The sequence below is a fragment of the Cohnella sp. GCM10012308 genome, assembly GCF_042649185.1.
In the GTDB taxonomy this organism is placed as follows: domain Bacteria; phylum Bacillota; class Bacilli; order Paenibacillales; family Paenibacillaceae; genus Cohnella.
Genome location: NZ_JBHRYU010000049.1, coordinates 1 through 13,309 on the forward strand (window position 1 = coordinate 1; position 13,309 = coordinate 13,309).

General features: G+C 56.5%; 12 protein-coding genes. 3 read left to right on the plus strand and 9 right to left on the minus strand.

Annotation, left to right across the window (positions count from 1 at the left end; genetic code table 11):
• A partial coding sequence (locus tag ACFOTD_RS32000; RefSeq protein WP_378124039.1) for a hypothetical protein occupies positions 1-292 on the plus strand: 292 nt, incomplete at its 5' end.
• On the opposite strand, the gene ACFOTD_RS32005 is transcribed toward ACFOTD_RS32000, so the two are convergent.
• The 4 genes from ACFOTD_RS32005 to ACFOTD_RS32020 form a co-directional block, all read right to left on the minus strand.
• Positions 287-721, minus strand: coding sequence for a HEAT repeat domain-containing protein (locus tag ACFOTD_RS32005; RefSeq protein WP_378124040.1), 435 nt, complete (start codon positions 719-721; stop codon positions 287-289). The two genes, ACFOTD_RS32000 and ACFOTD_RS32005, sit on opposite strands and share 6 nt — an antisense overlap.
• Positions 722-940: 219 nt before the next feature.
• Positions 941-2,071 (minus strand): beta-galactosidase, encoded by a 1,131-nt coding sequence (locus ACFOTD_RS32010; RefSeq protein ID WP_378124041.1) that lies wholly within the window; start codon positions 2,069-2,071, stop codon positions 941-943.
• Positions 2,072-2,088: 17 nt separating this feature from the next.
• A complete protein-coding gene (locus ACFOTD_RS32015; RefSeq protein WP_378124042.1) occupies positions 2,089-2,829 on the minus strand; it encodes a sugar isomerase domain-containing protein in 741 nt (246 codons plus the stop codon).
• 1 nt (position 2,830) lies between these two features.
• Positions 2,831-3,601, minus strand: coding sequence for a sugar isomerase domain-containing protein (locus ACFOTD_RS32020; protein WP_378124069.1), 771 nt, complete (start codon positions 3,599-3,601; stop codon positions 2,831-2,833).
• A gap of 185 nt (positions 3,602-3,786) precedes the next feature.
• Between ACFOTD_RS32020 and ACFOTD_RS32025 the strand changes: the two genes are divergently transcribed.
• Together ACFOTD_RS32025 and ACFOTD_RS32030 are read left to right on the plus strand one after the other, a co-directional pair.
• Positions 3,787-4,551: a DeoR/GlpR family DNA-binding transcription regulator gene (locus tag ACFOTD_RS32025; RefSeq protein WP_378124043.1), complete on the plus strand. Its 765-nt coding sequence runs from the start codon at positions 3,787-3,789 to the stop codon at positions 4,549-4,551.
• Positions 4,552-4,565: 14 nt separating this feature from the next.
• The gene (locus tag ACFOTD_RS32030; protein ID WP_378124044.1) at positions 4,566-5,540 is read left to right on the plus strand and encodes a BadF/BadG/BcrA/BcrD ATPase family protein; all 975 of its coding nucleotides are present in this window, start codon (positions 4,566-4,568) and stop codon (positions 5,538-5,540) included.
• 354 nt (positions 5,541-5,894) lie between these two features.
• Here the strand turns inward: ACFOTD_RS32030 and ACFOTD_RS32035 are convergent, their stop codons facing one another.
• The 5 genes from ACFOTD_RS32035 to ACFOTD_RS32055 all read right to left on the minus strand — a co-directional run bounded on the left by ACFOTD_RS32035 (position 5,895) and on the right by ACFOTD_RS32055 (position 13,215).
• Positions 5,895-7,907, minus strand: coding sequence for an AraC family transcriptional regulator (locus tag ACFOTD_RS32035; RefSeq protein ID WP_378124045.1), 2,013 nt, complete (start codon positions 7,905-7,907; stop codon positions 5,895-5,897).
• Positions 7,908-8,000: 93 nt separating this feature from the next.
• A complete protein-coding gene (locus tag ACFOTD_RS32040) occupies positions 8,001-9,611 on the minus strand; it encodes a response regulator transcription factor (RefSeq protein ID WP_378124047.1) in 1,611 nt (536 codons plus the stop codon).
• A gap of 2 nt (positions 9,612-9,613) precedes the next feature.
• Positions 9,614-11,368, minus strand: a complete 1,755-nt coding sequence (locus tag ACFOTD_RS32045) for a sensor histidine kinase (protein WP_378124049.1) — start codon at positions 11,366-11,368, stop codon at positions 9,614-9,616.
• A 60-nt stretch (positions 11,369-11,428) separates the two neighbouring features.
• Positions 11,429-12,307, minus strand: a complete 879-nt coding sequence (locus ACFOTD_RS32050) for a carbohydrate ABC transporter permease (RefSeq protein ID WP_378124050.1) — start codon at positions 12,305-12,307, stop codon at positions 11,429-11,431.
• 11 nt (positions 12,308-12,318) lie between these two features.
• Positions 12,319-13,215: an ABC transporter permease gene (locus ACFOTD_RS32055; protein ID WP_378124051.1), complete on the minus strand. Its 897-nt coding sequence runs from the start codon at positions 13,213-13,215 to the stop codon at positions 12,319-12,321.
• Positions 13,216-13,309 lie beyond the last annotated feature (94 nt).

Consider the following 13,309-nt stretch of genomic DNA (forward strand, 5'->3'; position numbering starts at 1 on the left):
ACCTGGCGAAGACTTCTTCCTGCAAAGGTTCGGGCTTTTGGTGCGCACTGTCGACCATTTATTTACATATTCGTCGGATCAGGCTACAGTTGGCTGCGTAAAACTGCTTTCTCAACAGCCTGATATTCGCAGGCATTTCATCATACGCCGCTGCTCGGTAGAAAAAAGATGTACCATTGCAGGCTTTTCGATCGGCCTAACCTTCAAGAGGCTCCTGTCAGCCGACGCGCGCGCAAAAAAGCCAACTCCGACCGCGGAGTTGGCTTTGGCATTTGCTATCCTGCTATTATAACGAAGTCCACACTTTTTCTAGCCACGTATCAAAATCAGCGCCTCTTTCGCCTTCGTAGGCATCGTAGACGTCGAGTCTCATCTTTTTCAGCTTCTCTTTAAACTCTTCGAAGGAATGATCCGCCGGCAAGCTTTTCTTAATTCGCACCAGGATTTTAGTAACGCCTTTGATCAAGTCGCCGGTCTTCCTTGGCGGCAGCTGAACGTCTTCGCCCCATTGCTTAAGCTTACGGTATGCGGCCTCTTGAACTTGATAGACCGTGTCGTTGTTTAACCTGTGCTTGAGCACGTCGATCGTTTTAGGCGTGTTCCACTGGCCTAGCTCTTCTACTGCGTTCAAACGTTCTCTCCAGCTGGACGTCCGATTCGCGGCTCCCTTTAGCTCTTCATAATTCGGAGGCAGCTCATTTTTCACTTCATCTATGCTCAATCGAATCCATCCCGTCCATTGTGATTGTTAGCGCAAGTCGATACGCACCCTGTTCTATATAGTATAGACTTCGTTTCTAACAAGCAACACGAATGCGCCTCGTTCACCCTTCCGCCCTCCTTCATCCAACCTCCATCCAACCTTCCGCCAAATAAAAAGAACGCCCCATTAAGGACGCTCTTAAACATGCTATACATGCTCTAAGTACATTTTCTACGCTCAGTTCGTCTCCCGCAACCGAATCAACCTACCTGCTCCCGGCTCCAGGCGGACCGTCACCGAAGGCGCTTGGTCATAGACGATGACGGATTCGGCCTGATCGTCGTGACTGAGATTGACCACGAACAACGAATCGGGCTGCCCGTCGGCGGAGAAGCAGCCCGCGACGACCGGGTCGCCTTCCAGGGCGGCCACCGGTCCGAAGGAAGGCAAGACGCGGTCGACGCCGTCCGGAATCTCCCCGCGCACGAGAATGCCCTCCGGCTGCAAAGACTGCAAGACCGGACCGACGACAGCAAGCTCGTCGTTGATTCGCTTGACGCGGTCGTACTGTTCGGTTCTGGAGCCGTCCTTGCGGATGAGCGCTTCGCCGAAGGTCTCGTTGTTCGCATCGTCGGGCGACCAATAGGTAAAGTATTGGATCCCTACCGCTCCGAAGGCAAGACTCAGATTGACCTGCCAACGAAGCTCCGCTTCATTCGGTTCCCTGTATTTCCCGTTGAACGACAGCGTCTGAATAAAAAGCCAAAACGGCACGTCGTGCCGGCGGCAAGCTTCGCTTATCGACCACAGGTTCGCAAAGTAGTCCGGCTTGTTCTTGTCCATTAATAGCGGATAATGGTCGTACGACAACACTTTCGGCTTAAACGTACGGATGAATTGCTCCACGTAGTCCGCGTATGTATCCGTCCCCCACATCGGAGGCTTCGCGTAGGTGGGCAGCAAATTGACGTACGCCAGACCGTCGGGCACATGCGCATAGTAGCGCTCGGCAAGCGCGGCCAACCGTTCGAATTCGTCGGCGCCCGGCTCGTCGAAGAACAAATGCCCCATATAGGCGGGATGCGCGGTATAAGGAGCGACGAGCGGGCCCATTTCCGCCAACTCGGATATAGCCAGGTTTTTCACGCGAGGGTCGCTGACCAGGTACTTGAGGCCGTTCGCCTCGGCGCAATCGAGCGCCCTGAGCACCGTCTCCTCGCCATCCTCGATTTCCCTGAATCCGATTACAAAAGTAAACCCGCAGTCGCGCATTTCCTTGTATCGCTCGACGGAAACCTCGGCTGCCGGAGGCGGCACCCACATTCCGACCGGAAAAGATTGCGCGCCAACAAAATTAGTTTTGCTCATGCCCCGTTCCCCCCTGCCTACATATAGTGAATCTGCGTACGATACTGCGCAAGCAGCGCTTGGTTATAGGCGTCTCCGCCGTCCCGGTTGCCGGACATGAACACCGGCGGCGTCATGCCGCGTTTGACCAGAAGCCTGAGCGTCTCCGAGATGACCGCATGCATCATCGTAATGCCGGTTACCGTGGAGATCGCTCCCGTCTTGACCGGCAGTCCCGCGATATCCAATACCGCGTCTCCTTCCGGGCACATCAGATCCAGAACGAGATCCGCGACCTCGAACAGGCGCAGCCCGCTGTCGTGCCGGCTCGTTACGGCTTGGGAATAGGCCATAGAGGTCAGCGCGACGACGGATATGCCCCGCTCCCGCGCCCACAAGGCCATCTCTACGGGAACGTCGTTGCGTCCGGACACCGAAGCGATAAACAGGACGTCCCCCGCTTCAATCGGCGAGCCGGACAATACCGCTGCGGCGATGCCCGATATTCGTTCGTACTGGCTCGTCAGCGTGACCGGGCGAACGTCGAGCGTCATGCCCGGCAGCAGGATCGGATTCATGAGCAGGAACCCGCCGGCCCGGTAAAACACTTCCTGGGCGAATAGGCTGGAGTGGCTGCAGCCCGTAATATAAATCGACCTTCCGCTCTCCACCTTATCCGCGAGCAGCGCCGCGACGGCGGTCATCGCATCGCGCTGCTCGCTTTGAATCCGCCGCACCGCCTCGGTCACGCTATGGCAGTATTCCGCGATCGGGTCCATCTCAATGTCCCGTCTCTTGGTAGCGCAGCATCTGCGTTTCGTTAAATTTGTCGCTGCCGGGGTTATTGATCGACTTAAGCACGGTAGGCTTAATCTCCCGCTCCAGCAGAAGCTGGACCGTCCTGGCTTCGATCGCCCACATGATGACGGCCGAAGAGATGCCCGAAGCCGGACAGATCGCCGCGTCCATATCAGGCACCTCGATCATGGCATCCAGCGCCGGCGCGCAGTTGTCGATTGCCAGATCGGCCAGCTCGAACAGCCTTTTGCCGGTGGAATGGTCGCTCTTCAACAGCCGCGAATAAGTCAGGCTCGTCAGCGCGATGACCGTGACGCCGAGTTGTCGGGCTTCGAACGCAAGGTCGACCGGAAATACGGTTTTGCCCGATACGCTCCCGATGACCAGGACATCCCCGGGCTGAACGTTGCTCGATTTTAACGCGTACTTCATCAGACCTTCAAGGCTGCGGTCCTTTTCCCCGTCCTGGGGGCGCTTGCGGACATCGTTGTCGATCTCGAACCTCATGGAGAGCCGCTTGAAGCTGTATAGCCCTCCCGCTCTATCGATCAATTCGCTGTCCAGCATGTGGCCGGTATCGAACACATGAAGTCCTCTTCCCTGCTCGACCGCACCGGCGATGATAGCCGACGCCTGATCGATCGCCTCGCTTTGCGTTTGCTCCACCCGTTGAATTAATTCGTTAATCTTCTGAAAGTAAACTTGCTTGAGATCGAATGGTTGTGCAAGGATAACCCTACGCCTCCCCGGAATATAACAGGTTAGAAATACGCTTAAACCTTTCGGTTTCTTTCATTCATTTACGTTTTTATTATATTTCTCTGTTTTTGGACTGTCAATTTTTATATTTAATTCGTTTTCATTGTGAATCGTAAGGTTTTGATATAAAATCATCGTACATCCGCCCGTATATCGCATCGCGCAAGGAGAGATCGACGATGTTCGCTTCGCAAAGAAGAGACGAGATCTATAAATTAGCCCAGGATCGCCAGTTCATCTCGGTTGCCGAACTGAGCAGCATATACCAGGTATCCGAAGTCACCATCCGGTCCGATCTCAAGCTGCTGGAGCAGCAAGGCAAGATTACGAAAAACTACGGAGGCGCGTCCGTCATCAGGGAAGACGTGCAGCCGCTGTCCGCTACGTCTCTATTGTTAAGCGATATTAAAGCGGCGATCGCGCACGAGGCAGCCGCTTTGATCGAGGAAGGCGACAGCCTCTTCCTCGATTCCAGTTCGACGACCATCCTGCTGGCCGACGCGATCGCCATGATGAACGACGTGACGGTCATTACGAATTCGATCCCGATCTTCGACAAGCTCAAGGAATACCGGAACGGAAATGTCATCGGCATCGCCGGCACCCTGAGTCCTTACACGCAGTCTTTCGTCGGCTCCTTCGCCGAAGAGATGATATCCAAGCTCCGGGTGAACAAAGCCTTTATCGCGCCGAAGGGCCTTCTGCCGGAAGGGCTGCGGGACACGAGCGTGCAGGAGGCGGCCATCCGCAACAAAATGATCGCGTCCGCCGACAAGGTGATCGCGCTCGCGGATCATAGCAAATTCAATAACGAGAATGTCGTCTTCAGCATCAGCAGCTTCGACAAGGTTCGGCACGTCGTTACGGATCAGGCTCTGAGAGAGCCGTTCAACAGCCTTTTTCAGCAAAAAGGAATTGAAGTTCGCGTCGCTAACCTGACGTAGGCGGAGGATGTCCGATGAGATATATCGCATCGTTGGACGGTGGCGGCACCAAGCTAAGCTGCCTGATCGCCGACGAACAAGGCAAGCTCGTGGGACGGGCGATCGCGGGCTCGACCAACTCGCAGTTCGATACCGCGGACGAGATCATATCGACCATTCGCTTGGGGGTTACTGAAGCGCTGGCGTCAGCGGGCATCGCGGCTTCGGACCTCTCGGCGATTTATACCGCGATGCCCGTCCTTCAGATCGAGATCATCGAACGAGCGCTGGACACGCTTGCCGGCGGGAATACGGCGATTCACATCTCGGACGAATTTACGCTGTCCTTGTTCGGCGCCATTCAAGAGCGGCACGGGAGCCTCGCGCTGGCAGGCACCGGATCGTTTGCCGGCGTGCGCAATCGGGAAGGTTTTTCGGCTGTCGGCGGTTGGGGCGCCATGATCGGAGACGAAGGCTCGGGGACGCACATCGGTCAGCAGGCGTTGGCGGCATGCTCGCTCATGGCGGACGGGCGCGGACCGTCCACGATGCTGTTGGAGCAGATTCTGCGCCTGTGGAATTTCCCCCGCCTGCTGGACGTCATGATTATGCTCTATGCGACGAAGCTGAACGCGCAGCGCAAGCTCGTCGCCTCTCTCTGTCCGCTCGTCGGGCAGTGCGCCGCTTCGGGCGACGAGGTGGCCGCCCGGATCCTGGAGGATGCCGCCGGACAACTGGCCGACCAGATGGTTCACTTGATCGGCAAGACCAACGCGCAAGACTTGCCGCTGACGGTATCGGGCGGGGTATGGAAATCGAGCCCGCTGCTGTTCCGGTCGTTCGGCCGGCGCGTCAAGGAACGCTACCCGGACATCGCCCTGATCCCGCCCAGGTTCGACCCCGTCATCGGGGGCATCTTGCTCGGACTCGAGGCGGCCGGCATGGATGCGAAGCGGCTGGCGCACGATTCGTACGACGACTTTGCGTTTCCAAGCCTTTCTCTGGACTAAAACGCCGCCCGCGTCGTTCTTTCGCCGCAATGCCTGCAAATATACATCTTTTTTGCCGATATCGCCCCTTTAGGACAGGAAAGATGCAAAAGTGCAGGTATTTTCCTCCATCAGCCAGATTACAAGCTTACGCTTTGAATTTACCTGCACATTTGCAGGCATTTCATCAAGTACCGTTGGCCGGCAGAAAATACATGTACAAATGCAGGCTTTTCGACCAGCAAAATAGCCGAAAAGCGCCAACTCGCCAGCCAACTGGCGCTTACCTGTCCACGATGCGCCGGCGCCCGGGTCAGGAAGGAATGCGCGGACAAAAAAAGAACGCCCAAGCCAGGGCGTCCTCCCACCTTTTCGTTAGCCCTTCGTCAAACTGTCGACGACATAGGTAAGCTCGGCCTCCAGCGAGATTGGATCACTGTAAATGAAGCCTCGGGTGTCGTTACGGTACACGCGACCATTCTTCACGGCGGGCAGGTTGTCCCAGATCGAGCCCTGGAACACTGGCTCCGGATTCTCGCTTCCGGTCCAGCCGCTGATGAAGATATAATCGCCTGCGTATTCGGGAAGCAGCTCCAGCGTTAGCTTAGCCCAGCCCGTGCCGCTGTCGATCGCTTCCTTCTGAATAATCGGCGGCGCCTTCAGGCCGAATTCGCCGTAAATAATGTCGCCGCCTCTGCCGAAGCTGCCGTATGCGTAGAACTCCTTCGCGCTGCTCGAGTCGAAGATCGACACCGTCTTATCGCCGACCGCGGCCGTCACGAGCGGCTTGTACTCGGCGATCTTCTCATCCCACGAATCGATCCACGCCTCCGCCTGCGACTCGCGGCCCGTCATTTTGCCGAATTCCCGCAGCTGATCCCTCACCGGCACGCCATACGCAAGGGCAACCGTAGGCGCAATTTTCGTTAGCTTCTCCAACTGATCGGCACCATCCCAGATTAAGATCAAATCCGGCTGCAGCTCCAAAATTTTCTCAACCGGAACGTCGCTGCCGATATTTTCTACGCCGTCCAGCTTGCCTTCATTGTAGTTGTGAAACGCCTCTTCCCCGACCGCGATCGGCTTGATGCCGAGCGTCAGCAAATATCCGGCATAGGCGCCGGCAACTACGACGATGCGCTTCGGATTTTTCGGAATCTGCACGTCCCCGTTAACGGCGTGGTAGGTGATCGTGTCCGACGACGCGCTCGCCGTCGCTTCCGCTTGCTGACTTGACGGCGCTGCCGCGCTTCCTCCCTCCGCGACATTACTGCTTGCCGTGCTGCTCGCCGTGCTCCCGCTCGCCTGATTGCCGCTACCGCCCGTTCCCCCTGGGGAAGCATTCGAGCAAGCCGCCAGTAGCATGATGAGACAGAGCAGCACGGACACCCCTCTAGCCGATCGATTACGAACCACCGAAACATGTCTCCTTCTGTTATGCTGATTATGATTTTCATTCTCACGATCAGTATAGAACCGAAGGCCGGAAGCGACAATGGACGATCCGCGCCTCGCGACAGGACGATCGAAGCCTGCCGGCGCGCCATGTGTGCCCATGCGGCATTGATTCGGAGTCATGCCGGTTGTCTTCTTGAATATTCGGTTGAAGTAGGATACGTCCCTGTAGCCGACGCTTGCCGCGACTTCCTGAATCGACAGCTCGCTGCCCTCCAGCAGTTGGACCGCCTTGCGTATTCTCGCATGGATCAAGTAATCGATCACGCTGTCGCCCGTTTCCCGCCGGAACTGCTTGGACAGATAAGGGACGCTATAATGAAACAGGTCCGCCAACGATTCGCGCGTAATCGGCTCGGCATAATGCGCCTCGATATAGCGGACGACCTGCTCGGCCAGCTTCGGACGGACCGCTTCGCTCTCCCCCTCCTCCATCTGACGCAGCAGCTCGTTCACGAATTGATAGAACAGCGACTTCACGTTCAGCCGATCTAGCGTGCCCCGCATCCGCACGGCCTCCAGCATCGCTACCGCCCGGTTCAGCAAAAGGGCGGGATTCGTCGGCGCGAAGCCGTAGCTCAGCCCGAACGGATCATGCCGCTCGAACAAGCGAAGCAGCTCGCGCCGCCCCGCCTCGGGAACCGTCCCTTTATAAAAAACAAAATAAAATTCAAGCCTGTCGTCCGTCGGCTCGATATCCACGCAGGCGCCCTTGCCGCCATGCATCACGTAAAACCGCTGCGCCTCATGCGGGGCGCCATCCAGCGTCATCCGCGCGCCGCCCCGCACGGCGTACACAAAGGCGCTCGCCGGCAGCCGATAATCCCGAAGCCGCTGGCCGCGTACCATCACGCGATGCCGTACGTCAATGACGCGGATTACTGCCGCATCCCACAGGAGGAGCTGCTCTTGTATATGAGACTTCGTTGTCATCGTATGCACATCCATTGAGAATCGTTATCAGAATTATAATTCAACTGGATGTGCAAGACAATCGTTGAGCGTCCGAAATGATAGGGTTCCAGCTTACGATCCCCCCGCGCGGTCGCGGAACTCTTGCGGGGTCATGTTCGCGAAGGCTTTGAACAGCTTAATAAAATGCGGCACCGCCTGATAGCCGATCGATTGGGCGATCTCGTATATTTTTTTGTCGCTGCTGCGCAGCAAATACGAGGCCAGGTCCATCCGGTATCTTAGAATATAATCGCTCAGATTGTTGCCCGTCTCCGCCCGGTACACTCTCGACAGGTAGGCCGGATGAAGGCCGATGTGCGCGGCGATCGTCTGCAGCGACAGATTGTCGTTCATGTTGTCCTCGATGAACCGGTGCACCTTGTCGACCAGGCTCGCCTGCTTCTCGGAGGAATCGTCCGATTGCGCCCTCAGATTATGAAGGGTGCAGAACGCCCACTTCTCCAGCTGCTTCAGCGAAGGCGCCGCCGGCATGAGGCCGAAGGAGGACGCGCCGAATTCGCTGAGCAGCTTGCCTCTTTTGTGAGCCATATATTGATAAGCGCCCGCGATTGCGAAGTACGCTTCGTTGGCATGCTCGGGCGGATAATTTTTGCTTTTCAGCTCGTCGAAGATGGCCGTCAGCTTCTCCTCCGCAGCCCCCCAGTTCCCCGTATCCAGCAAATGGATCAAGAGCGGCGGCCGGTACAGCGAAGTCAGCGTCCCGATCGGCATCCGGTCGAGCTGGCCCGCAATCCGCAGAAACGCGCCTTGGCGCTTCTCCTCGATCGTCCGCATCCCGTCGATGACCGATCGATACAGTCCGGGTATGCCTTCCGGTAAGCAGGACCCGTTCTCGGCCTGCACGACGGAGAGGCTGCCGCTCAGGAGCGACTCCGCCTTTTTCTTCAAGGTTGCCGCCCGTACGTCCATCTCGTTTCGCCGGATCGGACTGCTCACCCCTTCTTTGGCCGCCACGATGAACACGAGATACTCGTTGGCGTCCCTGCAGAACCACAAATGAAAGGCGTCGCGGAACAGCTCCTCCGCCATATTCGTCACCGCGTATTCGATGAGCTGTTTGTCCATGCTTTCGTATTCCTGAAGCTTGCCTTCGAACCTGACGACGAACATGCCGACCTGCTGCTGCAGGGAGAAAGGCAAGTTCAACAAAAACAGCTTCCGCTCGAGCTCCGCGTTCGGGATTCCGCCGCCGTACAGCAGACGGTTAAGCAGCTCCCCTTGCAGCGCCGGAAGATTTTCGCGAAAAGCGTACACGTCGCGATGCTGCTGCTGCTGCAGCTTTTTCTCGGAAGCGATCTCTTCGGCTAATCGTTCCAGCGTCTCTCTCATCTGATCCGGATTCACCGGCTTCATCAGGTAGCCGGATGTATTGTAGGGAACGACGCTTTGCGCGTATTCGAAATCCGCATAGCCCGAAATGACGACGATTTTGACTTTACGCCCCATCTCGCGGATCTGGCGGATCAGCTCGATGCCGCTCATCTCCGGCATCCGGATGTCCGTAATGACGATATGGATGTTCTGCTCGCGATAGAGCCGCAGAGCTTCTTGGCCGGAATAGGCTTTGTGGATGCGGCCGACGCCGAGTTCGTCCATCGGGATCGTAGCGGCAAAGCTGTCGACTTGAGAGGGCATGTCGTCCACGATCAGAACTTCCAACATCGTCAATCGCCTCCGTCCTTTATCATGAGCCCTACGCGAAGCCCGCCAAGCGTGGAATGCTCGATCGACAGCCCCGAGGACGGACCGAAGTAATGCCTCAGTCTCTGATGGACGTTGCGGAGCCCAAGGCTTCGATCCGAACCGGCCTGCACCGACAGCGTGCGTTTCAAAGCTTCTATATCATCGTGCCGCATGCCGGTGCCATTGTCTTCTACGACGAGCTCCCAGCCGCTCCCGGTTCTCTTGCCGGCGATGAGTATCTCGAATCTGCCGATCTTGCCTTCCATCCCGTGCACGATCGCGTTCTCGACAAGCGGCTGCAGCAGCAGCCTTGGCATAAGAACGGACATCAGGTCTTCCTCGATCCGTTCGTGGAAAACTAGGCGCTCGGACTGCATCCGGTGGATTTCCAGGTAATTGCGAATTAGATCCATCTCATCGGCGACGGTCGTCAGCTGTTGTTCCGTCCGGGTCGTATAGCGGTAATACTGGCTTAAGTGCTGCGTGAACGCGACGATCACCTTCGTCCGCTCAAGCTGTGCCATGCTCTGAATATAGGCGAAGTTATTGTACAGAAAATGCGGGTTGATCTGCGCTTGCAAATGCTTCAGGGACGATTCTTTGGCGTGAAGCTGCTCCGCGTACACTTTATCGATCAACGTCTGAATGTCCTCGGACATCAAGTTGAACTGCTCGATCAAATAATGGAACTCGTTGTTCGCCCCGCGCTTGATCCGGTAATCGTACGCCCCTCTCCGCAGCGACCGCACCGCCCGGATCAGATCGTTGATCGGTCTTTGCACGTTGCGGTACAGCAGAGCCGCGGCGGCCATGCCCACCACCAGCAACAGCAAGCCTGCCAAGTAAAACATCCGTTTGCTGTGATCGATCGGCGAGAGCACTTTTTGGAGCGGCTGATAATCGATCATATACCAGCCCAGCGCGCCCGAGGTCACGTAATTGACGAGATACGGTTCATTTCGAAAATTAATTTTTACTGACCCTTCGGTCGGGTTCTGCGCCTTGATGATATCGAATTGCTCCGCCATGGCGCCGATCAATTCGGGATCGAGATTCCGCGGCATGATCGGGTCGTAGCCCGGCCGGTAGAGGAACGGCTGCCCGACGCTGCCTTGCATGAACCGCTCCAGCATTTTGACCAGATTGGCCGACGTGAACGTAACCTCGACGTACAGATTCGGATCCCCGGGATTGGCCACCGACGCGAACGGCGTAACCAAATCCCGCACGAACGCCTTTCCCGGTCCCCGGTCCGTCACGATGACGCGATAATCCCAATGCTCCTGGCTTGCGTCCCGGAAGTACTCCGTATCGTACACCTGCATGAGATTCGTAGAAACGGACACGTCCGATTGCGGGGAATAGACGGTAAAATCGTTCGCCCACTCGAAGGAAGTCGACTGCATATCGAGCTTCTGCAGCAGCAACCTTTTGGAAGCCAATAAGGTATAGTCCGGCTCGGAGGAAGATCGAAGCTGCAACTGCAGCGTATCCGGGTCGGTCGCGATTACGAAGGCCGCCCTCCATAGCCGGTCCGCCTCGACGTCCATCTGCTCCACGAAAAACCGGACCCGATTGAGGTTGATCTGCAGCAGCTCTTGCTCGACGACGCCCGTGCTCGTTTTATTCGAAGAATTGTACATGACGAAAATCGAGACAAGCATCAGGACGATCACGATCATGGCCTTCGTGAATATATTCATTTTGCCGACCGTGCCGCGCCTGCGCTTGAACATGGAAGCTCACCCGATTCGATGCGATTTGGAGAGGTTGGCCCTGGCCGATATTCCCCTGCTCTAAGATTTCACCGAGCCTAGCACGATTCCCTTTACGAAGTACTTTTGCAAGAAAGGATATACGAGCAAAATCGGCAGCGCCCCGATGAAAATTTGCGCCGACTTGACCGTTCGGTTGGAAAAGTTATTCACGCTCTCGAGCGTTACGCCGACTCTCGACAAGTTGTCGCTTACGATCATGGCGTGCAAATAAGTGGCGAGCGGATAGCCGTCCGGATTCGTCATATAGATGACGCCGTCGAACCACGAATTCCAATGGAACACCATCGTGAACAAGGACAATGTCGCGATGGACGGCATCGATACGGGCAGGAACACGCTCCAGAGCACCCGCAGATGCCCGGCTCCGTCGATATGGGCGGCCTCTTCCAGCTCTTGCGGGATCGTCCGGAAGAAATTGAGCATGAGTATCATGTTCCATACGCTGACCGCGGTAGGCAGCACCAGCGCCCATATTTTATCGATCAAATGCAGCTTGCTGATCAATACGTAAGACGGGATCAGCCCGCCCGAGAACAGCATCGTGAAGACAAATATCCAAATGTAAATCTGGCGTCCCGGAAATTTGTAGCTAGACTTCGACAAGCTGTAGGCGGCCATCGTCACGACGGCCATCGACAGCACCGTGCCGAGCACGGTTCGCTCGACTCCGATCCCTAAGGATCTGATGAACTGGGCGTTGCCGAGCGTCTTCACGTAGGCGTCCGTCGTAAAGCCGACCGGCCAGAAGTTGACGATATTCGCCGTGGCCGCCGCCCGCGAGCTGAAGGACAAAGCCAGAACGTGAATGAGGGGGAGAACGCAAAGGAGGGACAGCAGGCTAAGAAACAACGTGTTCGAGATCGTAAACGCGGCGTACCCTCGGGAGCGATTGCGCATGGTCGTCCTCCTTAGAAAATCCGGTAATTCGCTAGTTTGAAGGCCATTCTGTAGCTGATCACGATCAGGACGAAGCCGATCGCCGACTTGAAGAGCCCGATCGCCGTGCCGAAGCTGAACTGTCCGTTGTTCAACCCTTCGCGGTAGACGAACGTATCGATGATATCCCCGTGCGAATAGACGAGCGGATTATAAAGATTGAGAATTTGATCGAAGCCGGCATCCAGGATGCGGCCCAGCGACAACGTGGCGACCACGATGACGATCGGCATAATGAGCGGAACGGAGATCGACCTGACCTGCTGCCAGCGGGAAGCCCCGTCGATCTCGGCCGCTTCGTACAAAGCCGGATTGATGCCCACGAGCGTAGCCAGGAAAATGATCGCGGAAAATCCGAATTCCTTCCACGCGTCGCTCAGCACGACCGTAAACCGGAACCACTGGCCGTTGCCGAGGAAGAAGATGCTGTCGACGCCGAGCGAATTCAACAGCCGATTGACGATGCCGCCCTCCGTCGACAGGATATCGATCAGAATGCCGCCCAGAATGACCCACGACAGGAAGTGGGGCAAATAGACGAGCGTCTGCACGACTCTCTTGAAGAACATCTTGCGAACTTCATTGAGCAATAGCGCGAACACGATCGGAATGAATAAGCTCACGAGCAGCTTGGAGGCCGAGATGATCAACGTATTCCATATGATCTGCTTGCCGTCCGGATACGCGAACAGATACCGGAAGTGCTCCAGGCCGACCCAAGGCGAGCCTTTGATCCCCAGCCATGGTTCATAATCCTGGAAGGCGATGACGACCCCGAACAGCGGGATGTATTGAAACAAAACGACGAGTGCCAAAGCCGGCAATAAGAGTACGTGGAGCGGCCAAGTTTTGCGCCAATACCTTCCCATTATGCATCCTTCCTATCGTCGGAAAAATAGAGAAGGGGCGAGCCAAGGCTGCCCGCTCCTCCCTCTTCGAATGACTGGTTTTACTGTTTACTGG

What these genes read in the sequence shown, in the direction of transcription:
- ACFOTD_RS32010 (WP_378124041.1), bottom strand. Translation starts at nt 2,071, where the DNA reads ATGAGCAAAACTAATTTTGTTGGCGCGCAATCTTTTCCGGTCGGAATG.
- ACFOTD_RS32015 (WP_378124042.1), bottom strand. Translation starts at nt 2,829, where the DNA reads ATGGACCCGATCGCGGAATACTGCCATAGCGTGACCGAGGCGGTGCGG.
- ACFOTD_RS32025 (WP_378124043.1), top strand. Translation starts at nt 3,787, where the DNA reads ATGTTCGCTTCGCAAAGAAGAGACGAGATCTATAAATTAGCCCAGGAT.
- ACFOTD_RS32030 (WP_378124044.1), top strand. Translation starts at nt 4,566, where the DNA reads ATGAGATATATCGCATCGTTGGACGGTGGCGGCACCAAGCTAAGCTGC.
- ACFOTD_RS32035 (WP_378124045.1), bottom strand. Translation starts at nt 7,907, where the DNA reads ATGACAACGAAGTCTCATATACAAGAGCAGCTCCTCCTGTGGGATGCG.
- ACFOTD_RS32040 (WP_378124047.1), bottom strand. Translation starts at nt 9,611, where the DNA reads ATGTTGGAAGTTCTGATCGTGGACGACATGCCCTCTCAAGTCGACAGC.
- ACFOTD_RS32045 (WP_378124049.1), bottom strand. Translation starts at nt 11,368, where the DNA reads ATGTTCAAGCGCAGGCGCGGCACGGTCGGCAAAATGAATATATTCACG.
- ACFOTD_RS32050 (WP_378124050.1), bottom strand. Translation starts at nt 12,307, where the DNA reads ATGCGCAATCGCTCCCGAGGGTACGCCGCGTTTACGATCTCGAACACG.
- ACFOTD_RS32055 (WP_378124051.1), bottom strand. Translation starts at nt 13,215, where the DNA reads ATGGGAAGGTATTGGCGCAAAACTTGGCCGCTCCACGTACTCTTATTG.